The organism is Polaromonas eurypsychrophila (assembly GCF_014641715.1).
GTDB classification, from domain to species: domain Bacteria; phylum Pseudomonadota; class Gammaproteobacteria; order Burkholderiales; family Burkholderiaceae_C; genus Polaromonas; species Polaromonas eurypsychrophila.
Genome location: NZ_BMIG01000021.1, coordinates 18,333 through 40,228 on the forward strand (window position 1 = coordinate 18,333; position 21,896 = coordinate 40,228).

Here is a 21,896-nt window from a genome sequence, read left to right on the forward strand (position 1 = left end):
TATTCGATAGCAAATCAGGTGCCGCGCTAGGCTGGCAAGGTGCTCAGCCGGCCTCAGCCGGATCGCCAATACCGCCCACCACCTGGCTGAAACCGCCGTCCACATAGGTGATCTCGGCGCTGACGCCGCTCGCCAGATCGCTGAGCAAAAAGGCGGCGACGTTGCCGACATCTTCAATCGTCACGTTGCGGCGAATCGGGGCTGCTGCCGTGGCCTTCAGCATCTTGCCGAAGTCTTTGATGCCGCTGGCAGCCAGCGTCTTGATCGGGCCGGCGCTGATGCCGTTGACGCGCATGCCGGTGCCCTTGCTGCCCAGTGACTCGGCCAGGTAACGCACGCTGGCCTCCAGCGAGGCTTTCGCCAGGCCCATGGTGTTGTAGTTGGGCAGCACACGCAGCGCACCCAGATAGCTCAAGGTCAGCAGCGCTGATTTGGGGTTGAGCAGGGGCAGGGCGGCCTTGGCCATGGCCGGGAAGCTGTAGGCGCTTATGTCGTGCGCAATGCGAAAACTCTCGCGGCTCAGGCCGTCCAGGAAGTCGCCGGCAATCGCCTCGCGCGGCGCAAAACCAATGCTGTGCACAAAGCCGTCAAATGCCGGCCAGGTCTTCGACAGGTCGGCAAACATGTTGGCGATCTGCTCGTCGCTGCCGACGTCGCAATCAAAAATCAGCGTCGAGTTGAAGTCCGCCGCGAACTCGGTGATGCGGTCCTTGAAACGCTCACCGACGTAGCTGAAAGCCAGTTCCGCGCCCTGCCCATGGCAGGCCTTGGCGATGCCGTAGGCGATCGAGCGGTTCGACAACACGCCCGTGATCAACAATTTTTTGCCGTTAAGAAAACCCATCTTCTGCTCCAGTTGTGCGAGTGAACCGGCATACCCCAGCGTGTCCCCGGGGGAAACGCAGATGAGCGCCTTAAGTAGTGCAGAATTGTCGCATGCGAGTCTGGCTGCTTCTGATATTGGCTTTCTTGGCGCTGCCTTCGTGGGCGGCGCATGGTCTGGGCATGGGTTATCAGCCCAAGTACCCGGCATCGTTCACGCATTTCGACTACGTGAATCCCGACGCCCCCAAGGGCGGTGACCTGACCCTCTCGGCCAGTGGCAGCTTCGACAAACTTAACCCGTTCACGTTGCGCGGCCGGCCGGCGGTGGGCATGGGCTACAGCGCCAACGGCTTCGTGTTCTCCGAGTACGGCCTGGTCTTCGACTCGCTGATGACGCCGAGCGAGGATGAGCCCTTCTCGAACTACGGCCTGCTGGCCCAGGACGCAGCGCTCGCGCCCGACCGTTTGAGCATCACTTTCACGCTCAATCCCAAGGCCCGCTTTTCCGACGGCAGCCCGGTGCTGGCACAGGACGTGAAGCACTCCTTCGACACCTTGATGAGCAAGCAGGCGGGGCCAACTTTCCGCTCGTACTGGGTGGACATCAAGGACGCGGTGGTGGTCGACGATCGCGCCATCCGCTTCGATTTCAAGCGCCGAAACTCCGAGCTGCACATGATCATCGGCCAGTTGCCGGTGTTCTCGCGCGCCTGGGGCAAGGGCAAGCCTTTCGATCAGGTGGTGACCGAGCCGCCGATCGCCAGCGGTCCCTACGTCATCGACAAGGTCGATTTCGGCAAATCGATCACCTACCGCCGGCGCGCCGACTATTGGGCGGCCGATCTCCCAGTGCGCAAGGGCATGTTCAATTACGGCACCGTTAACTACCAGTACTTCAAGGACAAGTTGGGCGAAGAGGAGTCGCTCAAGGCCGGCATGCTCGATGCGCTGGAAGAGAGCTCCATCCTTGCCTGGGTACGCCGCTACAAGGGCCGACGCTTCGATTCGGGCGAGCTCGTGAAGGAAGAGATATCTCACCGGCGTCCCACAGGCATGCAGGGTCTGGCGGTGAACCTGCGCCAGGCTCGTTTCACCGATGCCCGCGTGCGGCAGGCGCTCGCGCTGGCCTTCGACTTCGACTGGCTCAACGCGCACCTCTTCTACGGTCGCCGGGGCCGCACCCAGAGCTATTTCCAGAATAGTGACGACCTGATGGCGCGGGCCGAGGTCAGCCAGCAAGAGCAGATGCTGATCGACGGCCTCAAGAACAAGCAGCGCTTTCTCGACAATGTGAAAGGCCAATTGCCGCGCCCCGCCTCGACCGGCGACACCGCCGATGGGCTGCGTCGCAATCTGGTGCGCGCCCAGGCGCTGTTGCGCGAAGCCGGCTGGGTCTACCGCGACGGTGCGTTGCGTGACAGTGCCGGCACGCCGCTGGTGATCAACCTTGACATTGCCGACCGCAGTTCCGAGACCGTGCTCGCGCCCTATGCGCGCAACCTCGGCAAGCTGGGCATTTCGCTGCAGTACCGGCTGCGCGATGCCAGCCTGATCAAGAAGAAACTCGATGAATTCGATTTCGATATGGCCATCAGCCTCCAGGGTGGCTCCTCGAGCCCGGGCAACGAACTGTTCGACGACTTCGGCTCCAAGTCCGCCGCCGAGAAGGGCAGCCAGAACCTGAGCGGTATCAGCGACCCGGTAATTGACGAGATCCTCGAGATCATCGTCGACAGTCCCGATCGCAAGTCACTTGCCGCGGCAGCGCGGATACTTGATCGTTACTTGCTGCATCAGCATTACGTGACCCCCATGTACTACGGCAAGCAGTATTTCATTGCCCACAAGCAATACCTGCGTCATCCGGTCGCGCCGCTCCCGCAGCGTCTGCTGGCCGGCTCGGCCCTGCTGACGATGTGGTGGATCGACCCCTCGGAAAAGAAATAGCCCCCGTACCGATCCCATGGCCGCCTACATCCTTCGACGCCTTCTCCTCATCATTCCCACCTTGCTGGGCGTGCTGATCCTCAACTTCGTCGTGGTGCAGTTCGTGCCAGGCGGACCCGCTGAGCAACTGTTGTCGCAACTGACCGACCGTGAAAGCCGCGTCTCCGGCGGCCCGACCGGGCGTACGCTGGATCCGAAGCAGGTGGCGGAGATCAAGGCACTTTACGGCTTCGACAAGCCGGCGCCCGAGCGCTTCTGGCAAATGCTCACCCAGTTCGCGCGCTTTGACTTGGGTAAGAGCTTCTTCCAGAGCAAGGACGTCTGGGCGCTCATCAAGGAGAAGCTGCCGGTCTCGATCAGCCTTGGCCTGTGGACCTTCTTCATCAGCTACCTGATCGCGGTCCCGCTGGGCGTGGCCAAGGCTGTTCGGGCGGGCTCGCGTTTCGACTTCATTACAACCCTGTTTGTGCTGGTCGGTTATGCGATTCCGGGCTTTGTGCTGGGCGTGGCGCTGCTGGTGATTTTCGGCGGGCAATTGCAGTGGTTTCCGCTGCGCGGGCTGACCTCGACCAACTGGGAGGCGCTGAGCTGGGGCGCCAAGGCGACCGACTACCTGTGGCACATCACGTTGCCGGTGACAGCCATGGTCCTCGGTAGTTTTGCGGTGACCGCGATGCTGACCAAAAATGCCTTCCTCGAGGAAATCCGCAAGCAGTACGTGTTGACGGCCCGTGCCAAGGGTCTATCCGACCGTCAGGTGCTCTGGAAACACATGTTCCGCAATGCGCTGATCCCAATCATCACCGGCTTTCCGGCTGCATTCATCGGTGCCTTTTTCACGGGTTCGCTGCTGATCGAGACGCTGTTCTCGCTCGACGGCCTCGGCCTGCTGAGCTACGAAAGCGTAATCCGCCGCGATTACCCGGTGGTGATGGGCACGCTTTACCTGTTCACGCTGATCGGGCTGCTGACCAAGCTCGTCAGCGACCTCTGTTATGTCTGGGTCGACCCAAGGGTGAAATTTGACTAGCGCAGCGCCTGTTTCCCTCAGTCCTTCCCGGCGGGCCTGGGGCCGGTTCCGGCGCAACCCGCTGGGTTTCTGGAGCTTTGTCGTCTTCACCGTGCTGGTGGTTCTGAGCCTGTTCGCTGAGGTACTCTCGACCGACAAACCGCTGGTGGTGCGTTATGAAGGCCAGACCTACTTTCCGGTGTTGCGCGACCATGCGGAAAAGACCTTTGGCGGTGACTTCGAAACACCGGCGGACTACCTCGACCCTTTCATCCGCGAGCGCATCACCCAGGACGGCAACTGGGCGGTTTATGCGCCCAATCCCTACGGACCCAAGACCCTCAATTACTTCGCGAAACTGCCCAACCCGTCGGCGCCATCCCGCGACAACCTGTTCGGCACCGACGACCGCGGGCGCGACCTGCTGGCCCAGCTGATCTACGGCTTCCGGGTTAGCGTGCTGTTCGCGCTGGCGCTGACCATGCTGGGCGTGGTGCTGGGCATCGCGACCGGGGCGATCCAGGGGTTTTTCGGCGGCAAGACCGACTTGGCCTTCCAGCGATTCATCGAGATCTGGAGCGCCATGCCCGAGCTCTACCTGCTGATCATCTTCAGCGCCATCTTCACCCCCAGCGTCGCGCTGCTGCTGATTTTGCTGAGCCTGTTCGGCTGGATGGGCCTGTCGGACTATGTGCGCGCCGAGTTCCTGCGCAATCGGCAGATGGACTATGTGCGGGCCGCGCGGGCGCTCGGGGTGGGCAATGGCCGCATCATGTGGCGGCATATCCTGCCCAACAGCATGACGCCGGTGGTGACTTTTTTGCCGTTTCGCATGAGTGCCGCCATTCTGGCGCTGACCTCGCTGGACTTTCTCGGGTTGGGGGTGCCGCCGGGAACGCCCTCGCTGGGCGAGTTGCTGAGCCAGGGCAAGGCCAACATCGACGCCTGGTGGATTTCGCTGTCCACCTTTGCGGTGCTGGTGATGACCTTGTTGCTGCTGACCTTCATGGGCGACGCCTTGCGCGATGCGCTCGATCCACGCAAGGCTGACAAATGACGAGTCCGCAGCCTGGCATGGCCATGTCACCGCATTTGCTGGAGGTCAAGGACCTTCGGGTCTCCTTCGCCGGCAAGGAAGTTGTCCACGGCGTCAACTTCAGCATCGCACCGGGCGAAAAACTGGCGCTGGTCGGTGAATCGGGCTCCGGCAAAACCGTTACCGCGCTCAGTCTGCTGCGTTTGGCGCAAAACGCCGAGACCAGCGGTGTTGCAAACCTTTTTGGCCCTCAGCCCATGTCAGCCGTGCGTGACCTGCTATCAATTAAAGAGCGTGCATTGCGCGGCATCCGCGGTGAAGAAGTTGCGATGATTTTTCAGGAGCCGATGACCGCGCTCAATCCGCTGTTCTCGGTGGGCGACCAGATCGCCGAAGTGCTGGAACTCAAGCAGGCCCTGAGCAAGCGCCAGGCCTGGGACGCCGCCATCGAGGCGCTGGCTGCCACCGGTATCCCCGAACCGGCGCGCCGGGCGCAGTCCTTTCCGCACCAGTTGTCGGGCGGGCAACGCCAGCGCGCCATGATTGCGATGGCGCTGGCCTGTCGGCCCCGCCTGCTGCTGGCCGACGAACCGACGACAGCGCTTGATGTCACCCTGCGCATCCAGATCCTGGACCTGCTGTCGGACCTGCAGCGGCAGACCGGCATGGCGGTTTTGATGATCACACATGACCTGAACCTGGTGCGCAAATTTGCCGACCGGGTGGCGGTGATGGAAGACGGTCATCTGGTGGAAGAGGGCGCGGTAGCGCGCGTATTCGCCGATCCGCAACACGCCTACACCCGCAAGTTGATCAACAGCCGGCCAGCGCGTGATGTTGTCGAGCAGACTGGGCCAGCCGGCGCGCCGCCGGTGATGCGTGCCAGCGGCCTGCGCGCGGCTTATGCCGTGCCGATTCCCGGCGTGCACGGCTGGTTTCGCAAAGGCGAGTTTGTGGCGGTGAAGGGCGCCGACTTCGATGTCGCGCCCGGCCGCACCCTGGGCGTGATCGGTGAATCCGGCTCCGGCAAGTCCACGCTGGCGCTGGCCGCACTGGGGCTGATGCCGCACACCGGCAAGCTCGAAGTCATGGGACAGCGCTGGGGCGACGGTGCGGCGGGCAACAAGGCGATGCGCCGGCGGGTCCAGGTGGTGTTCCAGGACCCGTTTTCTTCACTGTCACCACGCATGACGGTCGAGGAGATTGTCGGTGAAGGCCTGCTGGTCCATGCGCCCGACCTGCCACCCGCCGCACGTCGCGAGCAGGTGATTGCCGCGCTCGCCGATGTCGGCATGGGCGAAATTCAGTTCCCTGGCCTGCTTCAGCGTTATCCGCATGAGTTTTCAGGCGGGCAACGCCAGCGGCTGGCAATTGCCCGCGCGCTGATTGTCCAACCGCAGTTGCTGGTGCTCGATGAGCCAACCAGCGCGCTCGACGTAACGATTCAGAAGCAGGTGCTGCAACTGCTCCAAAAGCTGCAGCGTGAACGCGGCTTGAGCTATTTGCTGATCACCCACGATGTGGATGTGATCCGCGCCATGGCGCACGACGTGATGGTGATGAAGGACGGTGAGGTGCTGGAAAGCGGGACCGTGGATCAAGTGCTGGATGCGCCGCAACACCCCTACACGCGCATTCTTGTCGAAGCGGTTTGAGTTCTCTTGTCAGTTTCAGCAAATTTCCAGATTCAGGCGGCTTAAGCCAAATTCATCAATTGGCCCTTCCAGGGCGCATCAGTGCTGCCGCAAGCGACTGCGGGCATGCAAACTGCTTGCGCGGGTTCCCGTATCGGGGTAGAATACGAGCTTCACGACCAAATGGGCGGGTTTTCACCGCCCATTTTTTTTTGGGCGTTTGTTTTTGCAAACTGATTTTTTTGAGAAGCTGACGCAGCGATCTACGGACTGAATGGCCTTACACGAAACGATTGAGCAAACCGTCACGGGACTGGGTTACGAACTGGTGGAAATTGAGCGCACCAGTGGCGGCTTGCTGCGTGTGACGATTGATCAGCCGCAGGTCGAGGGTATGCCTGAGCAGTTCATCAATGCGGAAGACTGCGAAAAGATCACGCGCCAATTGCAGTTTGTGCTGGAGGTTGAAGGCGCGGCCTATTCCCGGCTCGAAGTGAGCTCGCCAGGCATAGACCGGCCCCTGCGCAGTGAAAAGGATTTTGTGCGGTTTACCGGCGAGCTGGTGGACATCACGCTGAAGGCGGCCATCGGCTCCGCAGCCGCGGCCGGGTCGGGCATAGCGGCCAGCCGCAAGAAATTTCGCGGCACGCTGGAACGTGCGGCATCGGGTTGGCAGATTGTGTGGAGCGAAGAGCCCGCCGTCAAACCCGGCGTGAAGGTGAGCAAGAACAGGGTTTCCGCGCCGCTGCAGGCGATGGGTTTCACACTCGATGAGATTGCGCAGGCGCGGCTTGCGCCTGTGGTTGACTTCAAGGGGCGCCGGCCGAAAAGCCCGCCCGCAACAGAGATATAAAAAGGAAAGGCAGGCTTGTGAAATGAATCGCGAACTGTTGATGTTGGTAGATGCCATCTCGCGTGAGAAAAATGTTGAACGTGACGTCGTCTTCGGCGCGGTCGAGCTCGCGCTCGCCTCCGCGACGAAGAAGGTGTATGCGGGCGAAGTGGACATCCGCGTTGCGGTTGACCGCGACAGCGGCAACTACGAAACTTTCCGACGCTGGCTGGTCGTACCCGACGAAGCCGGCCTGCAAAATCCTGAAGCCGAAGAGCTGGTCAGCGATGCACGCGACGAGATCGCCGACATCGAAGAAGGCGACTTCATCGAAAAGCCGGTCGAAAGCCTGCCCATCGGTCGCATTGGCGCGCAAGCGGCCAAGCAGGTCATCCTGCAGAAGATCCGTGATGCCGAGCGGGAAATGCTGCTCAACGACTTCATGTCACGCGGCGACAAGATTTTTGTCGGTACCGTCAAGCGCATGGACAAGGGCGACATCATTGTCGAGTCCGGTCGTGTTGAAGGCCGCCTGCGCCGCGGCGACATGATTCCGAAAGAAAACCTGCGCTCCGGCGACCGCGTCCGCGCCATGATCATGGAAGTCGACACCACTCTGCGTGGCGCACCCATCATCCTGTCGCGCACCTCGCCCGAATACATGATCGAGCTGTTCCGCCAGGAAGTGCCGGAGATTGAACAAGGCCTGCTGGAGATCAAGTCCTGCGCCCGTGACCCCGGTTCGCGCGCCAAGATCGCCGTGTTGTCGCATGACAAACGTGTCGATCCGATTGGCACCTGTGTCGGTGTGCGCGGCACCCGTGTCAACGGCGTGACCAACGAGCTCGCTGGCGAACGTGTTGACATCGTGCTGTGGAGCGAAGACCCGGCTCAGTTTGTGATCGGCGCGCTGGCGCCGGCCAATGTGTCTTCCATCGTTGTGGACGAAGAGCGCCATGCCATGGACGTGGTGGTTGACGAGGAAAACCTCGCGATCTCCATAGGTCGCGGCGGCCAGAACGTGCGCCTTGCCGCTGAGCTGACTGGCTGGAAAATCAACATCATGACCGCTGATGAGTCCGCGGAAAAGCAGGCCACGGAGACCGACACCAGCCGCAAGCTGTTCATGGAAAAGCTCGATGTGGACGAGGAAATCGCCGACATCCTGATTTCCGAAGGCTTCACCAGCCTCGAAGAGGTGGCTTATGTGCCACTGCAGGAAATGCTGGAGATCGACTCTTTTGACGAAGACACCGTCAATGAGCTGCGCACGCGCGCCAAGGATGCACTCCTGACCATGGAAATCGCCAAGGAAGAAAATGCCGAGGGCGTCTCGCAGAACCTGCGCGATGTCGAAGGCCTTACGCCCGAACTGATCGCCAAACTCACCGAGGCCGGCGTCGGCACCCGTGATGACCTGGCCGATCTTGCGGTCGATGAATTAACCGAGATCACCGGCCAGTCCGAGGACGAAGCCAAAGCCCTGATCATGACCGCCCGCGCCCATTGGTTTACCGATGAAGCTGCCGAGCCCGCCGCTGCCGCTGAGCCTGCAAGTGCAGACCTCGCGTCCAAAGAGCAATGATCATGGAGGCCAGCAGGAAAAAAACATATGTCCAGTACCACTACCGTCGCTGAATTCGCAGCTGAACTGAATAAACCCACCGCCACACTGATCGAGCAATTGACCAGTGCCGGTGTTGCCAAGGCGCAAGCCGATGACCACTTGTCCGAGTCCGACAAGCAAAAGCTGCTGAGCTATTTGCAAGCGAGCCACGGCACTGCCAGCGCCGAGCGCAAAAAAATTACCCTGGTCAAAAAGTCCACCAGCGAAATCAAGCAGGCGGATGCCACCGGGCGTGCCCGCACCATCCAGGTTGAGGTTCGCAAGAAACGTACTTTCGTCAAACGAGATGAAGGCTCCGAGCCGCCCGCCGAAGAGCAAAGCCCGTTGGCCACCGCACCGCAGGCTCTGTCGATTGACGATGCCGAGCTGGTTCGCCGCGAGGAAGAAGCCAGCCGCCACGCCGAATTGCTGCGTCGCCAGGAAGAAGAACTGACGGAAAAACGCCGCCTGCGTGAAGAGCAGGACGCCAGAGATCAGGCCCGCGAGCAGCAGGAGCGCGAGGCTGCGGAACTGGCAGCACAAGCCAGCGCCCAAGCTGCCAGCAAGTTGGCCAAGCCCGCAGGCAAAGCCGTGGCAAAAGCAGCGGTCGCCGAGGTGCCCGTTGCTGACGATGCGGCAGCGACGGAAAAAGCGGCTGCCAAGGCTGCAGAGGCCAGCGCCGTCCAGGCAGCAGCCAAAGCCAAAGCAACCGCTGAATTCCAGGCCGATGCCGTCAAGGCGCAGGACCTGCAGGACCGCCGCAAAAAAGCCGAGGCGGAAGCAGCAGGCATTCGCGCGATGATGAATGCGCCCAAACGCGTGCTGGTACCGCACGTCGATCCCAAGGCAGCCATCAAGGGCACCTTGCACAAACCGGCCGTGGTGCCGGGTGCTGCAAAACCAGCTGTCGCGGGTGCGCCTGCCGCCGCTGGGGCCGCAGGCAAGAAGGAGGTCAAGTCGGAAAACCTGTCTTCGACCTGGAAAGACGATGCCGCCAAGAAGAAGGGCGAAATCAAGACCCGTGGCGCACCGGTTGTGCCGGGGCGTGGCAACTTCAGGGGTGGCCCGCGTGGCCGCCGCACGCCGGATCGCGATTCGCGCTCCGAGTCCAACTTTGTAGCACCGACCGAATTCAAGGTCATTGAAGTGCATGTGCCCGAGACCATCACGGTGGCCGAGCTCGCCCACAAGATGAGCGTCAAATCGTCCGAGGTCATCAAGCACCTGATGAAGCTGGGTCAGATGGTCACCATCAACCAGCCGCTGGATCAGGACACGGCGATGATCGTCGTGGAAGAGATGGGCCACAAGGCGGTCACCGCGTCGCTGGACGATCCGGAAGCTTTTGCCGACGAGGACGTGCAGGGCCAGCAGGCCGAGCTGCTGCCGCGCGCGCCGGTTGTCACCGTCATGGGCCACGTCGATCACGGCAAGACCTCGCTGCTCGATTACATCCGCACCGCCAAAGTGGCGTCCGGGGAAGCTGGCGGCATCACCCAGCACATCGGCGCCTACCACGTGGAAACCCCACGCGGCATGGTGTCCTTCCTGGACACGCCGGGCCACGAAGCCTTCACCGCCATGCGTGCCCGTGGTGCGCAGGCGACCGACATCGTGATCTTGGTGGTGGCGGCTGACGACGGCGTGATGCCGCAGACACGCGAAGCCATCAAGCATGCGAAAGCTGCGGGCGTGCCCATCGTGGTAGCGATCAACAAGATTGACAAGCCTGGCATCAACATGGACCGCGTCAAGGGCGAGCTGGTCACTGAAGAAGTGATTCCCGAAGAGTTCGGTGGCGATGTGCCGTTTGTTGGCGTGTCCGCCCACACAGGCGCCGGCATCGACGCGCTGCTGGAGCAAGTGCTGCTGCAAGCCGAGGTGCTGGAACTGCGTGCGCCGGTCGATGCGCTGGCCAAGGGCCTTGTGATTGAAGCCCGCCTCGACAAGGGCCGAGGCCCGGTTGCCACCGTGCTGGTGCAGGCCGGTACGCTGAAAACCGGCGACGTGGTGCTGGCCGGTTCGACCTTTGGCCGCGTGCGCGCCATGCTGGACGAAAACGGCAAGCCGATCAAGACCGCAGGTCCGTCGATTCCGGTGGAAATCCAGGGCCTGACGGAAGTGCCGCAAGCCGGTGACGAGTTCATGGTCATGCTCGACGAGCGCCGCGCCCGCGAAATCTCCACCTACCGTGCCGGCAAGTTCCGCAACACCAAGCTGGCCAGACAGCAGGCGTCCAAGCTGGAGAACATGTTCTCTGACATCGGCGCCGGCGAGGTCAAGATGCTGCCCATCATCATCAAGGCGGATGTGCAAGGTTCGCAGGAAGCGCTGTCCCAGTCGCTGCTCAAGCTCTCGACCGACGAGGTCAAGGTGCAACTGGTGTACTCCGGTGTCGGTGGTATTTCCGAGTCCGACGTGAATCTGGCGATCGCATCCAAGGCGGTGGTGATAGGTTTCAACACCCGCGCTGATGCCCAGGCCCGCAAGCAGGCCGAAAACAACGGTGTCGAAATTCGCTACTACAACATCATTTATGACGCTGTGGACGAGCTGCGCGCCGCGATGTCGGGCATGTTGACGCCGGACAAGAAAGAAGAAGTCATTGGCAATGCCGAGATTCGCCAGGTGTTCAAGGTCAGCAAGATCGGCTCGATTGCCGGTTGCATGGTCACCGCCGGTGTGGTCCGCCGCTCCGCGCGACTGCGCCTGCTGCGCGAGAACGTGGTCATCTTCACCGGTGAACTCGACTCGCTCAAGCGTTTCAAGGACGACGCCAAGGAAGTCAAGGAAGGTTTCGAGTGCGGCTTGAACGTCAAGGGTTACAACGACATCCAGGTCGGTGACATCCTGGAGTTCTTTGAAATCCGCGAAGTGGCCAGAACGCTGGAGGTCTGATCGCCGCAAGGCCGGCTGCCCGCCGAGAGGGCTGCCCGCCGACCGGCAGGCTCATTGAGTTATGCGTAAAAAAACATCTACCCCGAACCGCGGTTTTCGCGTTGCCGATCAGATCCAGCGTGATCTGACGGAGCTGATCGCGCGCGAGTTGAAAGACCCACGGGTGGGCATGGTCACAATCCAGGCGGTCGAGGTTACCGCCGATTACGCCCATGCCAAGGTGTTTTTCAGCGTGCTGATTGGCGACCCGACCGAGTGCGAAACCGCGTTGAACCAGGCGGCGGGTTTCCTGCGCAACGGCCTGTTCAAGAAGCTGATGATCCACACCGTGCCCACGCTGCATTTCCAGTTCGACCGCACCACCGAGCGTGCGGCCGACATGAACGCCCTGATTGCCAAGGCGGTTTCCTCCCGCGCCCAGGACGACTGAGTTCGCGCCGTTTCCCTTGATGACAGGTTCAGGGACAACGGTGCCAACGACACGCCGGGCTTGCCCGCGCGTTGAGCCTGTCGAAATTTATGACGCAAACTTCTCCTCATCGCCAAAAGATACAGCGACGTCCCGTGCATGGCGTGTTGCTGCTCGACAAGCCGCTTGGCCTGTCGAGCAACCAGGCGCTGCAGAAGGCGAAGTGGCTATTGCGTGCGGACAAGGCCGGCCACACCGGCACACTGGACCCTTTGGCCACCGGCGTGTTGCCGCTGTGTTTCGGCGCAGCCACCAAGTTCAGCCAGCTACAGCTTGACGCCGACAAGACCTACGAAGCCGTGCTGCTGCTGGGCCAGAAAACCAGCACCGCCGATGCCGAGGGCGAGGTCATTGAAACGAGGCCGGTACCGCCCATTACCTTGGCCCTGCTGGACGAGATGACACGCCGCTTCACCGGTTCGCTGGCACAAGTGCCGCCCATGTATTCGGCCCTGAAGAAAGACGGCAAGGCGCTGTACGAATATGCGCGCAAGGGGCAAGAGGTCGAGCGGGATGCCCGCCACATCACCATTTATAAGCTGAATATGGCTCCAGCCCATGATCCACGGGTACTGGCAGCTATCAAAATCATAGTTTCCTGCAGCAAGGGTACCTATATCCGAACATTGGGTGAAGACATCGGCGAGGCCATTGGCTGCGGCGCGCACCTGGGGTCGCTCAGGCGGCTGGAGACGGGCGGCTACACCGACAGTCAATGCGTGAGTTTGCTTTCGCTCGAAGCCATGAGCGAGGCCGAGCGAGAGGCCTGCCTGCTGCCGGTGCAGTCGCTGGTGGCCAGTTATCCGGTTGTCACACTTGATGCCGACAATGCAGGGCGTTTCCTGAGCGGCCTGCGGCGTCGCGGCAATGCCGGTCAGTGGGGTCCGGACGCCGAACTGGTGCAGGTGTTCGGCACAAATCCTGCGGCGTTTCTGGGTTCGGCCCATGTTACCGCTGACGAACTGATTCCAGGCCGCCTGCTCAGCCCGATTGAAATTCAGGACATGCTCGCTGCGAGCCGACCTGTCTCACCCGTTTCCTCCAGCCCTGCGGCCACGGCCGCGATGGCTTAGCACCACCGATTTGAAGTTTTTAGAAAGCCAACCATGAGTCACAAACAAATCCGCAACATCGCCATCATCGCCCACGTTGACCACGGCAAGACCACCATGGTCGACCAGTTGCTGCGTCAGTCCGGCACCTTCGCCGAGCATGAAAAAATGGTCGATACCGTGATGGACAACAACGCCATCGAAAAAGAGCGTGGCATCACCATCCTGGCCAAGAACTGCGCCGTGACCTGGGAAGGCACCCACATCAACATCGTCGACACTCCCGGCCACGCCGACTTCGGCGGCGAGGTGGAGCGTGCGCTGTCCATGGTCGATGGCGTGGTGCTGCTGATCGACGCGCAGGAAGGCCCGATGCCGCAGACGCGTTTCGTGACCAAGAAGGCGCTGGCCTTGGGCCTCAAGCCCATTCTGGTGGTCAACAAGGTGGACAAGCCCGGTGCGCGCCCCGATTACGTGGTCAACGCCGCCTTCGATTTGTTCGACAAGCTCGGCGCGACCGACGAACAGCTCGACTTCCCCGTGGTGTATGCCTCAGGTATCAACGGTTGGTCGTCGCTGGAAGAAGGTCCACCGAACGAGCAGTGGGGTCCCGACATGTCGGCTCTGTTCAACACCATTCTCAAGCACGTGCCGCACCAGGAAGGCGACCCCGCCGCGCCGCTGCAATTGCAAATTTCCGCACTCGACTTTTCGACCTTCGTTGGCCGTATCGGTGTCGGCCGCATCAGCCAGGGCACGATCAGACCGATGATGGACGTGGTCGTCATGGAAGGCCCTGACGGCAAGGCCATCAAGGGCCGGATCAACCAGGTGTTGACCTTCCAGGGTCTCGAGCGCGTGCAGGCCACCGAGGCCGGTCCGGGCGAAATTGTGCTGATCAACGGCATCAATGAGATCGGCATCGGCGTGACCATCACCGACCCGGTCACCCCGGCACCGCTGCCCATGCTCAAGGTCGATGAACCGACCCTGACCATGAACTTCTGCGTCAACACCAGCCCCCTGGCTGGCCGCGAAGGCAAGTTCGTTACCAGCCGCCAGATCTGGGACCGCCTGCAAAAAGAGCTGCAACACAACGTGGCCTTGCGCGTCAAGGAAACCGGCGAGGAAGGCATTTTTGAAGTCATGGGCCGCGGCGAGTTGCACCTGACCATCCTGTTGGAAAACATGCGCCGCGAAGGTTTTGAGCTGGCGGTGTCCAAGCCGCGCGTCGTGATGAAGGAAGTCAACGGCGAGAAGCACGAGCCGATCGAGCTGGTCACTGCCGATATTGAAGAGCAGCACCAGGGCGGCGTGATGCAGGCTTTGGGTGAGCGCAAGGGCGACCTGGTGAACATGGAGTCCGATGGCCGTGGCCGGGTTCGCCTGGAGTACCGCATTCCAGCGCGAGGCCTGATCGGTTTCACCAATGAATTCTTGAACCTGACGCGCGGCTCCGGACTGATCTCCAACATCTTCGACAGCTACGAGGCGCACAAGGGCGACATCGGTGGCCGCAAGCAGGGGGTGCTGATCTCCATGGATGCCGGTGAAATTTTCACTTACGCCCTGGGCAAGCTGGACGACCGTGGCCGCATGTTTGTGCGCGCCAACGACCCGGTGTACGAAGGCATGATTGTCGGTATCCACAGCCGCGACAACGACCTGGTGGTCAATGCCACGCGCACCAAGCAGCTGACCAACTTCCGTGTGTCCGGCAAGGAAGACGCCATCAAGATCACGCCGCCTATCGAGCTGACGCTGGAATACGGCGTTGAATTCATCGAGGAAGACGAGCTGGTCGAAATCACGCCCAAGTCGGTGCGCCTGCGCAAGCGTCACCTGACCGAAAGCGAGCGCAAGCGCGCTGGACGTTGAGCCCCCACGTTCGCTCACTGCGTGTAGCTCTCTGCCCCCCGAGGGGGCGCTGCGCCTGCGGACCGGCAAAGCCGGATCTGCGGCTCCTGCTGGAATAAAGTCGGGGAGGGCGGCAACCGGGTTGAACGCTTGAACACGGCCGCTGTGCGTTTTCGCTCCAGCGGCCTTCCTATTTAGTACACAGAGATCTGATTGAACCAGCCCTCCATCCATGAAACTCACGCATTCCAGAGCCGTCTTTCTGATGATTGCGATCACCCTGATGTGGTCGATCGCCGGCGTGGTCACGCGCCATCTTGAGTCGGCCCGAAGTTTTGAAGTGACTTTCTGGCGCAGTTTCTTCACCCTGGTGTCGCTGCTGGTGATCCTGCCGATGTTTCAAGGGCGCGAGGTGTTCTCGCGCATCCGCCATGCAGGTCGTTTCCTGTGGGTCTCCGGTATCTGCTGGAGCATCATGTTCACCGCTTTCATGCTGGCGCTGACCATGACCACCGTGGCCAATGTGCTGGTGACCATGGCGCTGGGGCCATTTCTGACGGCTCTGATCGCACGGGTGTTTATCGGACACCGTATCGCGCCGCGTACCTGGTTCGCGATTGCCGTTGCGGGCGTGGGCATCGCCTGGATGTACGGCAGCCAGGTCAACTTGGGCGGCGGTCTGGGGCAGTTCGCCGGCACGCTGGTGGCGCTGCTGGTGCCGATGGCCGCAGCCGTGAACTGGACGGTGGTGCAGCGCAGCCAGGCGCAAGGCGAAAAGATTGATCTGGTGCCGGCCGTGCTGGTGGGCGCGGCGATTTCCTCGCTGGCGACCTTGCCACTGGCTTTTCCATTTGCCGCCACCGGTCGGGATTTGGGCTTGTTGGCATTGCTTGGGCTGGTGCAGCTCGCCATTCCCTGTGTGCTCTCAGTCATCTGCGCCCGCGTGTTGAAGGCGCCGGAGATGGCGCTGCTGGCGCTGCTGGAAATTATTTTTGGCATCTTGCTGGCCTGGCTGGGTGCCGGCGAGGTGCCTGCCGCCAGTGTGCTGAGCGGTGGCTTGCTGGTCATAGGCGCACTGGTGCTTAACGAAGTGATGGGATGGAGACAAAGAACATGACTCAGACATACCAGCTGAAAACCACAGGGGACGTGCTGATCGAGGTGCGCGGCCAGGTCGGCTTCATCACCCTGAACCGGCCCAAGGCGCTCAACGCGCTGTCGCTAGCCATGGTGCGTGAGCTTTCTGCAGCGCTGACGGCCTGGCAGGTCGATCCGGCCATCCTGGCGGTGGCGATACGCGGCACTAACAAGGTCGGCCGTCCCGGCACACCCGAGGCGCTGTTTGGCGGTTTCTCGGCTGGCGGCGACATCCGCTTTTTCCATGAGGTGGCGCTGGCGGGTGACACCTCGCTCGACGACTTCTTCACCGAGGAATACAAGCTCAATCACCTGATTCACAACTATCCCAAGCCCTACCTCGCTTTCATGGACGGTGTCGTCATGGGCGGGGGCATGGGAATTTCGCAGGGGGCAAAAGTCCGCATCGTCACCGAGCACAGCAAGCTGGCCATGCCGGAAACCAACATCGGCTTGTTCCCCGATGTCGGCGGTGGCTACTTTTTGAGCCGTTGTCCCGGCAGCATCGGCGAGTACCTGGCACTGACCGGGGTGGTGATAACTGGCGACGAGGCGTTGGCTTACGGGCTGGCCGACATCCAACTGCCGGCTGCCTCATTGCCTGCCGTGTGGCAGGCGCTGGGGGATCAGGTTTTTGCTTCAACGGCATCTGTGGATGCCTGGATTGCTACTGATTTAATAGCTGGTCACGCCCGCCGGGAAAGGGCTGCAGGTCAGTTTGATCAATACTTTTCGCTTGCACGGGTGAAACACATGGTCGATGCGCTAGAGGCCGCGCCCGAAGAAGCAGCGCGAAAAATCGGCGCCATGTTGCGCAAGCGGTCGCCACTGATGCTGCATGTCACGCTGGAGCAGGTTCGCCGCGCCAGGACCCTGAGCCTGGCCGACGACCTGCGCATGGAGCGCGACATCGTGCATCACTGCTTCCACCTGAATTCCGGCGTCGCCAGTGAAACCGTCGAAGGCATACGCGCGCTGGCCATCGACAAGGACTACGCGCCGAAGTGGAACCCGGCGCGTATCGAGGACGTCAAGCCGGCGATGACCCAGGCGTTTTTTGCCAGCCCCTGGACCGCTGATACACACCCGCTGCGCGACCTGACCTGAGCCGGCTGCTCAGCGGCTGCGGGACTTCATGGCCCGCTCGACCTCACGCTTGCCTTCGCGGTCCTTGATGGTGTCGCGCTTGTCATGTTCACCCTTGCCCTTGGCCAGCCCGACCTCGCATTTGACCTTGCCGGCTTTCCAGTGCAGATTCAGCGGCACCAGGGTGTAGCCTTTCTGCTCGATCTTGCCAATCAGGCGGCGGATCTCGTCCTTGTGCATCAGCAGCTTCTTGGTGCGCACCGAGTCCGGCCGGATATGGGTGGACGCGGTGCCCAGCGGATTGATCTGGCAGCCGATGATGAACAGTTCGCCGTTGCGGATCACGACATAGCCGTCAGTCAGCTGCACTTTGCCTTCGCGCAGGGACTTGACTTCCCAGCCTTCGAGCACCATGCCGGCCTCGAAGCGCTCTTCGATATGGTAATTGAACAGCGCTTTTTTGTTGTCGGCAATACGCACGGCCGCAGCAGCAGCTTTCGGCGTGAGGTTGATGGCGGGCTTGCCGGTGGATTTTCCGGAGGAGGCGGCGGCCGGTTTTTTGGAGGATGCTTCTTTGGTGGCCATGGTCAGGAGGTAAGGGCGGCGCCGGGGCCTGTGCACCCTTATTTTATAAGTGCGAAAGGGGTTAAAACGGTGCCAATCAAGGCGCTCGACGACGGTCAGACTGTGCTCTGACCTAGGAGTGCAACGCCGAGTGGTGTCGTTTTAACCCCTTTCCCGCCGGGTTGCGGCCAAAAATGCCGTGCGCGGCGTTGCGAAGCCTCGCTGGAGTCCACTCCAGCTTCATTTCGCGCCTTGCTCACGGCATTTTTGACTCGCAACGCATCTTACAAAAATAAGGGTGAACAGGCCCAATACAATCGGGCGCAGCCCCTGATTGTATGAAAACCGTCCAAAAGTCCGTCCTGATCTGGTACAGCGCAGCCGAAATGTTTGCCCTGGTCACCGATGTCGCCAGTTATCCGCAGTTTTTGCCCTGGTGTGACCAGGCCGTGGTGGTGGAGGAAGACGCCCATGGCATGACGGCCAAGGTCGGTATCTCTTTTGCTGGGCTGAGCCAGAGCTTCACCACCCGCAACACCCACGTGAAAGACCGCAAGGTCTCGCTCAAGCTTGTGGACGGTCCATTTTCGAAACTCGACGGGCACTGGGACTTCATGCCCCTGGGCGACGGCACCCAGCGCGCCTGCAAGGTCAACTTCAGCCTGCGTTATGACTTCGACAATGCGGCGCTGGCCGCGCTGGTCGGCCCGGTGTTCGACAAGATCGCCGGCAGCATGGTGGACGCCTTCGTCAAACGCGCGGCGCAGGTGTATGGCGAAACCTGAGGCCAGTCCATGAACATCGTGCTGGTATATTCGCCAGCACCCCGCCAGGTGCGGGAGTGGGCACTGGTGCTGCCGTCAGGCTGCACGGTGGCGCAGGCGATTGAAAGCAGCGGCATCTTGACAGCATGCCCGGAGCTCGCGTCTGGCAAACTCGCGCTCGGTCTCTGGGGACGTAAAACCAGCTTGAAGCAGGTCTTGCAGGCTCAGGACAGGCTGGAAGTTTATCGCCCGCTGCGGGTTGATCCGAAAGTCGCGCGACGCGAGCGCTTCAGCAACCAGGGGGTCAAAAAATCAGGGTTGTTTGCCCGCAAGAGGGCAGGGGGCAAGGCCGGTTACTGAGCTGCGGGCCTGTTGCAGTCCTGGTCAACCACGGCTTGCACACGCTTGAGTTCCGAGGCTCTGACGCTGTCGTCCATGATCTCGCGCTCACCCTTGGCATTGGTGCTGGCGATGCGCACGCCTGACTGGAAGGTGGCGACGGCCTTTTTGGCGCGCTCGCAGTTTTCGGCCTGGGCTTGGATGACTTTTTCTTCCTCGGCCTTTTTCTTGGCTGCGGCTTCTTGCTCAAGTTTCTTCTTTTTGGCCTCGAGCTCGGCATCTTTGCCGGAGATTTTCGGGGCGTTGGGATCTACTTTGAGTTTCGCGGCTGCCGCTGCAGGTGCCGCTGCGGCGTTGGTGCTGGCCGCATCCGTAGTCTCGGCAGCAATCACGGGCAAGGCCGCGCGCCGACCGCCGGGTTGCTTGACGATGTCTTTTTCCTGAATATCTGCAGGCGGCGGCCGGTCACTGAACACCTTGCGGCCGTCCTTGCCCACCCACTGGTATTGGGCCGCTGCAGACAGCGCAAAAGCCCAGCCAACCAAGGTCAGGATCAGGTATTTGGGCGTGATTTTCAAGTCCATGTTTTCCAGTGTAGCCTTGCCTTGCCCGGGCGGGACAGGGCGGCCATGAGGACATGGCGTCTTTTTGTAACGCGGGTCCATGGCAGTTGGGGTTCAGGGTTTGTACCGACCGGCGCGGGTACAATCGTGTTTTTGGAGCCATCCCTATGCGCCTACTCGGCAAAGCGCTCACCTTCGACGACGTATTGTTGGTGCCAGCGTTCTCCCAGGTCCTGCCCAAGGACACCTCGCTTTCCACCCAGTTTTCCCGAAATATCCGCCTGAACCTGCCGCTGGTTTCAGCTGCCATGGACACGGTCACCGAAGCCCGGCTGGCCATTGCCATTGCCCAGGAGGGCGGCATCGGCATCGTCCACAAGAACCTCACGCCCCAGCAACAGGCGGCCGAAGTGGCCAAGGTCAAGCGCTACGAAAGCGGCGTGTTGCGTGACCCGGTGGTCATCACCCCGACCCACACCGTGCGCCAGGTCATGGCCATGAGCGAGCAGCTTGGCATCTCCGGTTTTCCGGTCATCGACGGCGGCCGCGTGGTTGGCATCGTGACCGGGCGCGACATGCGTTTTGAGTCCCGCATGGACGTGCCGGTCAGCACCATCATGACGCCGCGCGAGCGTCTGATCACCATTTCTGAAACCGCATCGCTGGCCGATGCCAAGGCGCTGCTGAACAAGCACCGTCTGGAGCGGGTGTTGCTGGTCAATGACAACTTCGAGCTCAAGGGCCTGATCACCGTCAAGGACATCACCAAACAAACCACCTTTCCAAATGCCGCGCGCGACTCGCACGGCCAGTTGCGCGTAGGCGCAGCGGTTGGGGTGGGTGAAGGTACCGAGGAACGGGTCGAGGCCCTGGTCAAGGCTGGCGTGGACGCCATCGTGGTCGATACCGCCCACGGCCACAGCAAGGGCGTGATCGACCGCGTGCGCTGGGTCAAGCAAAACTACCCGCAGATTGACGTGATTGGCGGCAACATTGCCACCGGCGCGGCAGCGCTGGCCCTGGCCGATGCCGGTGCTGATGCCGTCAAAGTGGGTATCGGCCCCGGCAGCATCTGCACCACGCGCATCGTCGCCGGCGTGGGTGTGCCGCAGATCATGGCCATTGACAATGTCGCAACCGCGCTGCGCGGCAGCGGCGTGCCGCTGATTGCCGACGGCGGCATCCGTTACAGCGGCGACATCGCCAAAGCAATTGCTGCCGGCGCCGGTACCGTGATGATGGGCGGCATGTTTGCCGGCACCGAAGAAGCGCCCGGTGAAGTGATTTTGTTTCAGGGCCGCAGCTACAAAAGCTACCGCGGCATGGGCAGCATAGGTGCGATGCAGCAGGGCAGCGCCGACCGCTACTTCCAGGAAAGCAGCACCGGCAACCCGAACGCCGACAAGCTGGTGCCCGAAGGCATTGAAGGCCGGGTGCCTTACAAGGGTTCCATGGTTGCCATCATTTACCAGATGGCCGGCGGCCTGCGCGCCAGTATGGGTTACTGCGGCTGCGCCACCATCGAGGACATGCGCAACCAGGCCGAGTTTGTCGAGATCACCACGGCCGGCATCCGCGAAAGCCATGTGCACGATGTGCAGATCACGAAAGAAGCGCCGAACTACCGGGCCGATTGATGAGCTTGCGGGGCCGCTATTGTGTGTATCCATTTCCATTGCGTGAGCGCGACGAGGAGTTAGGTGTGCGCAGTAAATTTCTGAAAATCTTGTCTCTGATAACGCTACTCGTCTTGACCGCGTTTGTATCGACTGGATTACTTGCGCAGGTTACAACCTATACCAACCGGGTCGACCCGCCAATACTGAGTGCCGAAGATATGAGGGAAAGACTTAAATTCGCAGCTCCATTGAGTGGAAATTCCATATTTTGGAAGTCTCAGATTGAAATGCTGGGGCAAAAAATACCATCCTGCTTGTGGCAGGCGCCCTTTGCCCGACAAATAACACAGCAGCAGCGTGAAATGGCTATTGATCGGGTACAGCATGTTGACGGAGACACCCTTTGGCCGGTCTTTTCAAAGCTCCCCTCATTTCCCGCACTGAAGGCTCGGGTGCAAAAAGACCTTGCATCGCAGAATACGCCTGCGACGCTTGCTAAAGCGAACGAGCTCTTAAAGGATCCGGTTACCGCCGAGTTTGTTCATAGCTGGTTGCATCGATCAGCGTGGCTTTTTGCTTTTGGTTGTGGGCCGTTCACGCCCAATGACGAAACGCGCCTTCAACATGAATTTATTGTTTGGGCTATTACTCCATAGCCT

The 21,896-nt window shown here is 61.2% G+C and carries 19 protein-coding genes; 16 read left to right on the forward strand and 3 right to left on the reverse strand.

Annotated features, from left to right (window positions below):
• Positions 1–43: 43 nt before the first annotated feature.
• Entirely contained in the window at positions 44–844 is an 801-nt protein-coding gene (gene fabI / locus IEX16_RS19190) for an enoyl-ACP reductase FabI (RefSeq protein WP_188710169.1), read from the reverse strand.
• A gap of 92 nt (positions 845–936) precedes the next feature.
• Here fabI and IEX16_RS19195 point away from each other — a divergent pair, with 92 nt between their 5' ends.
• The 12 genes from IEX16_RS19195 (at position 937) to IEX16_RS19250 (ending at position 17,409) form a co-directional block, all read left to right on the forward strand.
• Positions 937–2,772, forward strand: coding sequence for an extracellular solute-binding protein (locus IEX16_RS19195; RefSeq protein WP_188710170.1), 1,836 nt, complete (start codon positions 937–939; stop codon positions 2,770–2,772).
• A gap of 16 nt (positions 2,773–2,788) precedes the next feature.
• Positions 2,789–3,802 (forward strand): microcin C ABC transporter permease YejB, encoded by a 1,014-nt coding sequence (locus tag IEX16_RS19200; protein ID WP_188710171.1) that lies wholly within the window; start codon positions 2,789–2,791, stop codon positions 3,800–3,802.
• Positions 3,795–4,838 (forward strand): ABC transporter permease, encoded by a 1,044-nt coding sequence (locus tag IEX16_RS19205; protein ID WP_188710172.1) that lies wholly within the window; start codon positions 3,795–3,797, stop codon positions 4,836–4,838. Before IEX16_RS19200 ends, IEX16_RS19205 begins: the two co-directional genes overlap by 8 nt.
• Positions 4,835–6,472, forward strand: a complete 1,638-nt coding sequence (locus IEX16_RS19210; RefSeq protein ID WP_373288379.1) for an ABC transporter ATP-binding protein — start codon at positions 4,835–4,837, stop codon at positions 6,470–6,472. The genes IEX16_RS19205 and IEX16_RS19210 overlap by 4 nt, the downstream gene beginning before the upstream one ends.
• 253 nt (positions 6,473–6,725) lie before the next feature.
• Positions 6,726–7,304, forward strand: a complete 579-nt coding sequence (gene rimP, locus IEX16_RS19215) for a ribosome maturation factor RimP (protein WP_188710173.1) — start codon at positions 6,726–6,728, stop codon at positions 7,302–7,304.
• Positions 7,305–7,326: 22 nt separating this feature from the next.
• Positions 7,327–8,868 (forward strand): transcription termination factor NusA, encoded by a 1,542-nt coding sequence (nusA, locus tag IEX16_RS19220; protein ID WP_188710174.1) that lies wholly within the window; start codon positions 7,327–7,329, stop codon positions 8,866–8,868.
• A gap of 27 nt (positions 8,869–8,895) precedes the next feature.
• A complete protein-coding gene (gene infB, locus IEX16_RS19225; RefSeq protein ID WP_188710175.1) occupies positions 8,896–11,787 on the forward strand; it encodes a translation initiation factor IF-2 in 2,892 nt (963 codons plus the stop codon).
• Positions 11,788–11,848: 61 nt separating this feature from the next.
• Positions 11,849–12,217 (forward strand): 30S ribosome-binding factor RbfA, encoded by a 369-nt coding sequence (gene rbfA / locus IEX16_RS19230; protein WP_188710176.1) that lies wholly within the window; start codon positions 11,849–11,851, stop codon positions 12,215–12,217.
• Between the two features lie 89 nt (positions 12,218–12,306).
• On the forward strand, positions 12,307–13,329 hold the full coding sequence (gene truB / locus IEX16_RS19235) for a tRNA pseudouridine(55) synthase TruB (RefSeq protein ID WP_188710177.1): 1,023 nt from the start codon (positions 12,307–12,309) through the stop codon (positions 13,327–13,329).
• A gap of 33 nt (positions 13,330–13,362) precedes the next feature.
• Positions 13,363–15,186, forward strand: coding sequence for a translational GTPase TypA (gene typA, locus IEX16_RS19240; protein ID WP_188710178.1), 1,824 nt, complete (start codon positions 13,363–13,365; stop codon positions 15,184–15,186).
• Between the two features lie 211 nt (positions 15,187–15,397).
• Positions 15,398–16,282, forward strand: a complete 885-nt coding sequence (locus IEX16_RS19245; protein WP_188710179.1) for a DMT family transporter — start codon at positions 15,398–15,400, stop codon at positions 16,280–16,282.
• Positions 16,279–17,409 (forward strand): enoyl-CoA hydratase/isomerase family protein, encoded by a 1,131-nt coding sequence (locus tag IEX16_RS19250; protein WP_188710180.1) that lies wholly within the window; start codon positions 16,279–16,281, stop codon positions 17,407–17,409. The genes IEX16_RS19245 and IEX16_RS19250 overlap by 4 nt, the downstream gene beginning before the upstream one ends.
• A gap of 9 nt (positions 17,410–17,418) precedes the next feature.
• Here IEX16_RS19250 and smpB read toward each other — a convergent pair whose 3' ends face one another.
• Positions 17,419–17,973, reverse strand: a complete 555-nt coding sequence (gene smpB / locus IEX16_RS19255) for an SsrA-binding protein SmpB (RefSeq protein ID WP_229676450.1) — start codon at positions 17,971–17,973, stop codon at positions 17,419–17,421.
• Between the two features lie 317 nt (positions 17,974–18,290).
• Between smpB and IEX16_RS19260 the strand changes: the two genes are divergently transcribed.
• Together IEX16_RS19260 and IEX16_RS19265 are read left to right on the forward strand one after the other, a co-directional pair.
• The gene (locus IEX16_RS19260) at positions 18,291–18,737 is read left to right on the forward strand and encodes a type II toxin-antitoxin system RatA family toxin (protein ID WP_188710181.1); all 447 of its coding nucleotides are present in this window, start codon (positions 18,291–18,293) and stop codon (positions 18,735–18,737) included.
• Positions 18,738–18,746: 9 nt separating this feature from the next.
• Positions 18,747–19,076 carry an RnfH family protein gene (locus IEX16_RS19265; RefSeq protein ID WP_188710182.1) on the forward strand — a complete coding sequence of 110 codons (330 nt, stop codon included), beginning with the start codon at positions 18,747–18,749 and terminating at the stop codon, positions 19,074–19,076.
• On the opposite strand, the gene IEX16_RS19270 is transcribed toward IEX16_RS19265, so the two are convergent.
• On the reverse strand, positions 19,070–19,639 hold the full coding sequence (locus IEX16_RS19270) for a DUF4124 domain-containing protein (RefSeq protein ID WP_188710183.1): 570 nt from the start codon (positions 19,637–19,639) through the stop codon (positions 19,070–19,072). The two genes, IEX16_RS19265 and IEX16_RS19270, sit on opposite strands and share 7 nt — an antisense overlap.
• Before the next feature lie 146 nt (positions 19,640–19,785).
• On the opposite strand from IEX16_RS19270, the gene guaB reads away from it, so the two are divergent.
• Both guaB and IEX16_RS19280 read left to right on the forward strand, forming a co-directional pair.
• A complete protein-coding gene (guaB, locus tag IEX16_RS19275; RefSeq protein WP_188710184.1) occupies positions 19,786–21,255 on the forward strand; it encodes an IMP dehydrogenase in 1,470 nt (489 codons plus the stop codon).
• On the forward strand, positions 21,255–21,893 hold the full coding sequence (locus IEX16_RS19280) for a hypothetical protein (RefSeq protein WP_188710185.1): 639 nt from the start codon (positions 21,255–21,257) through the stop codon (positions 21,891–21,893). Before guaB ends, IEX16_RS19280 begins: the two co-directional genes overlap by 1 nt.
• Positions 21,894–21,896: the final 3 nt, after the last annotated feature.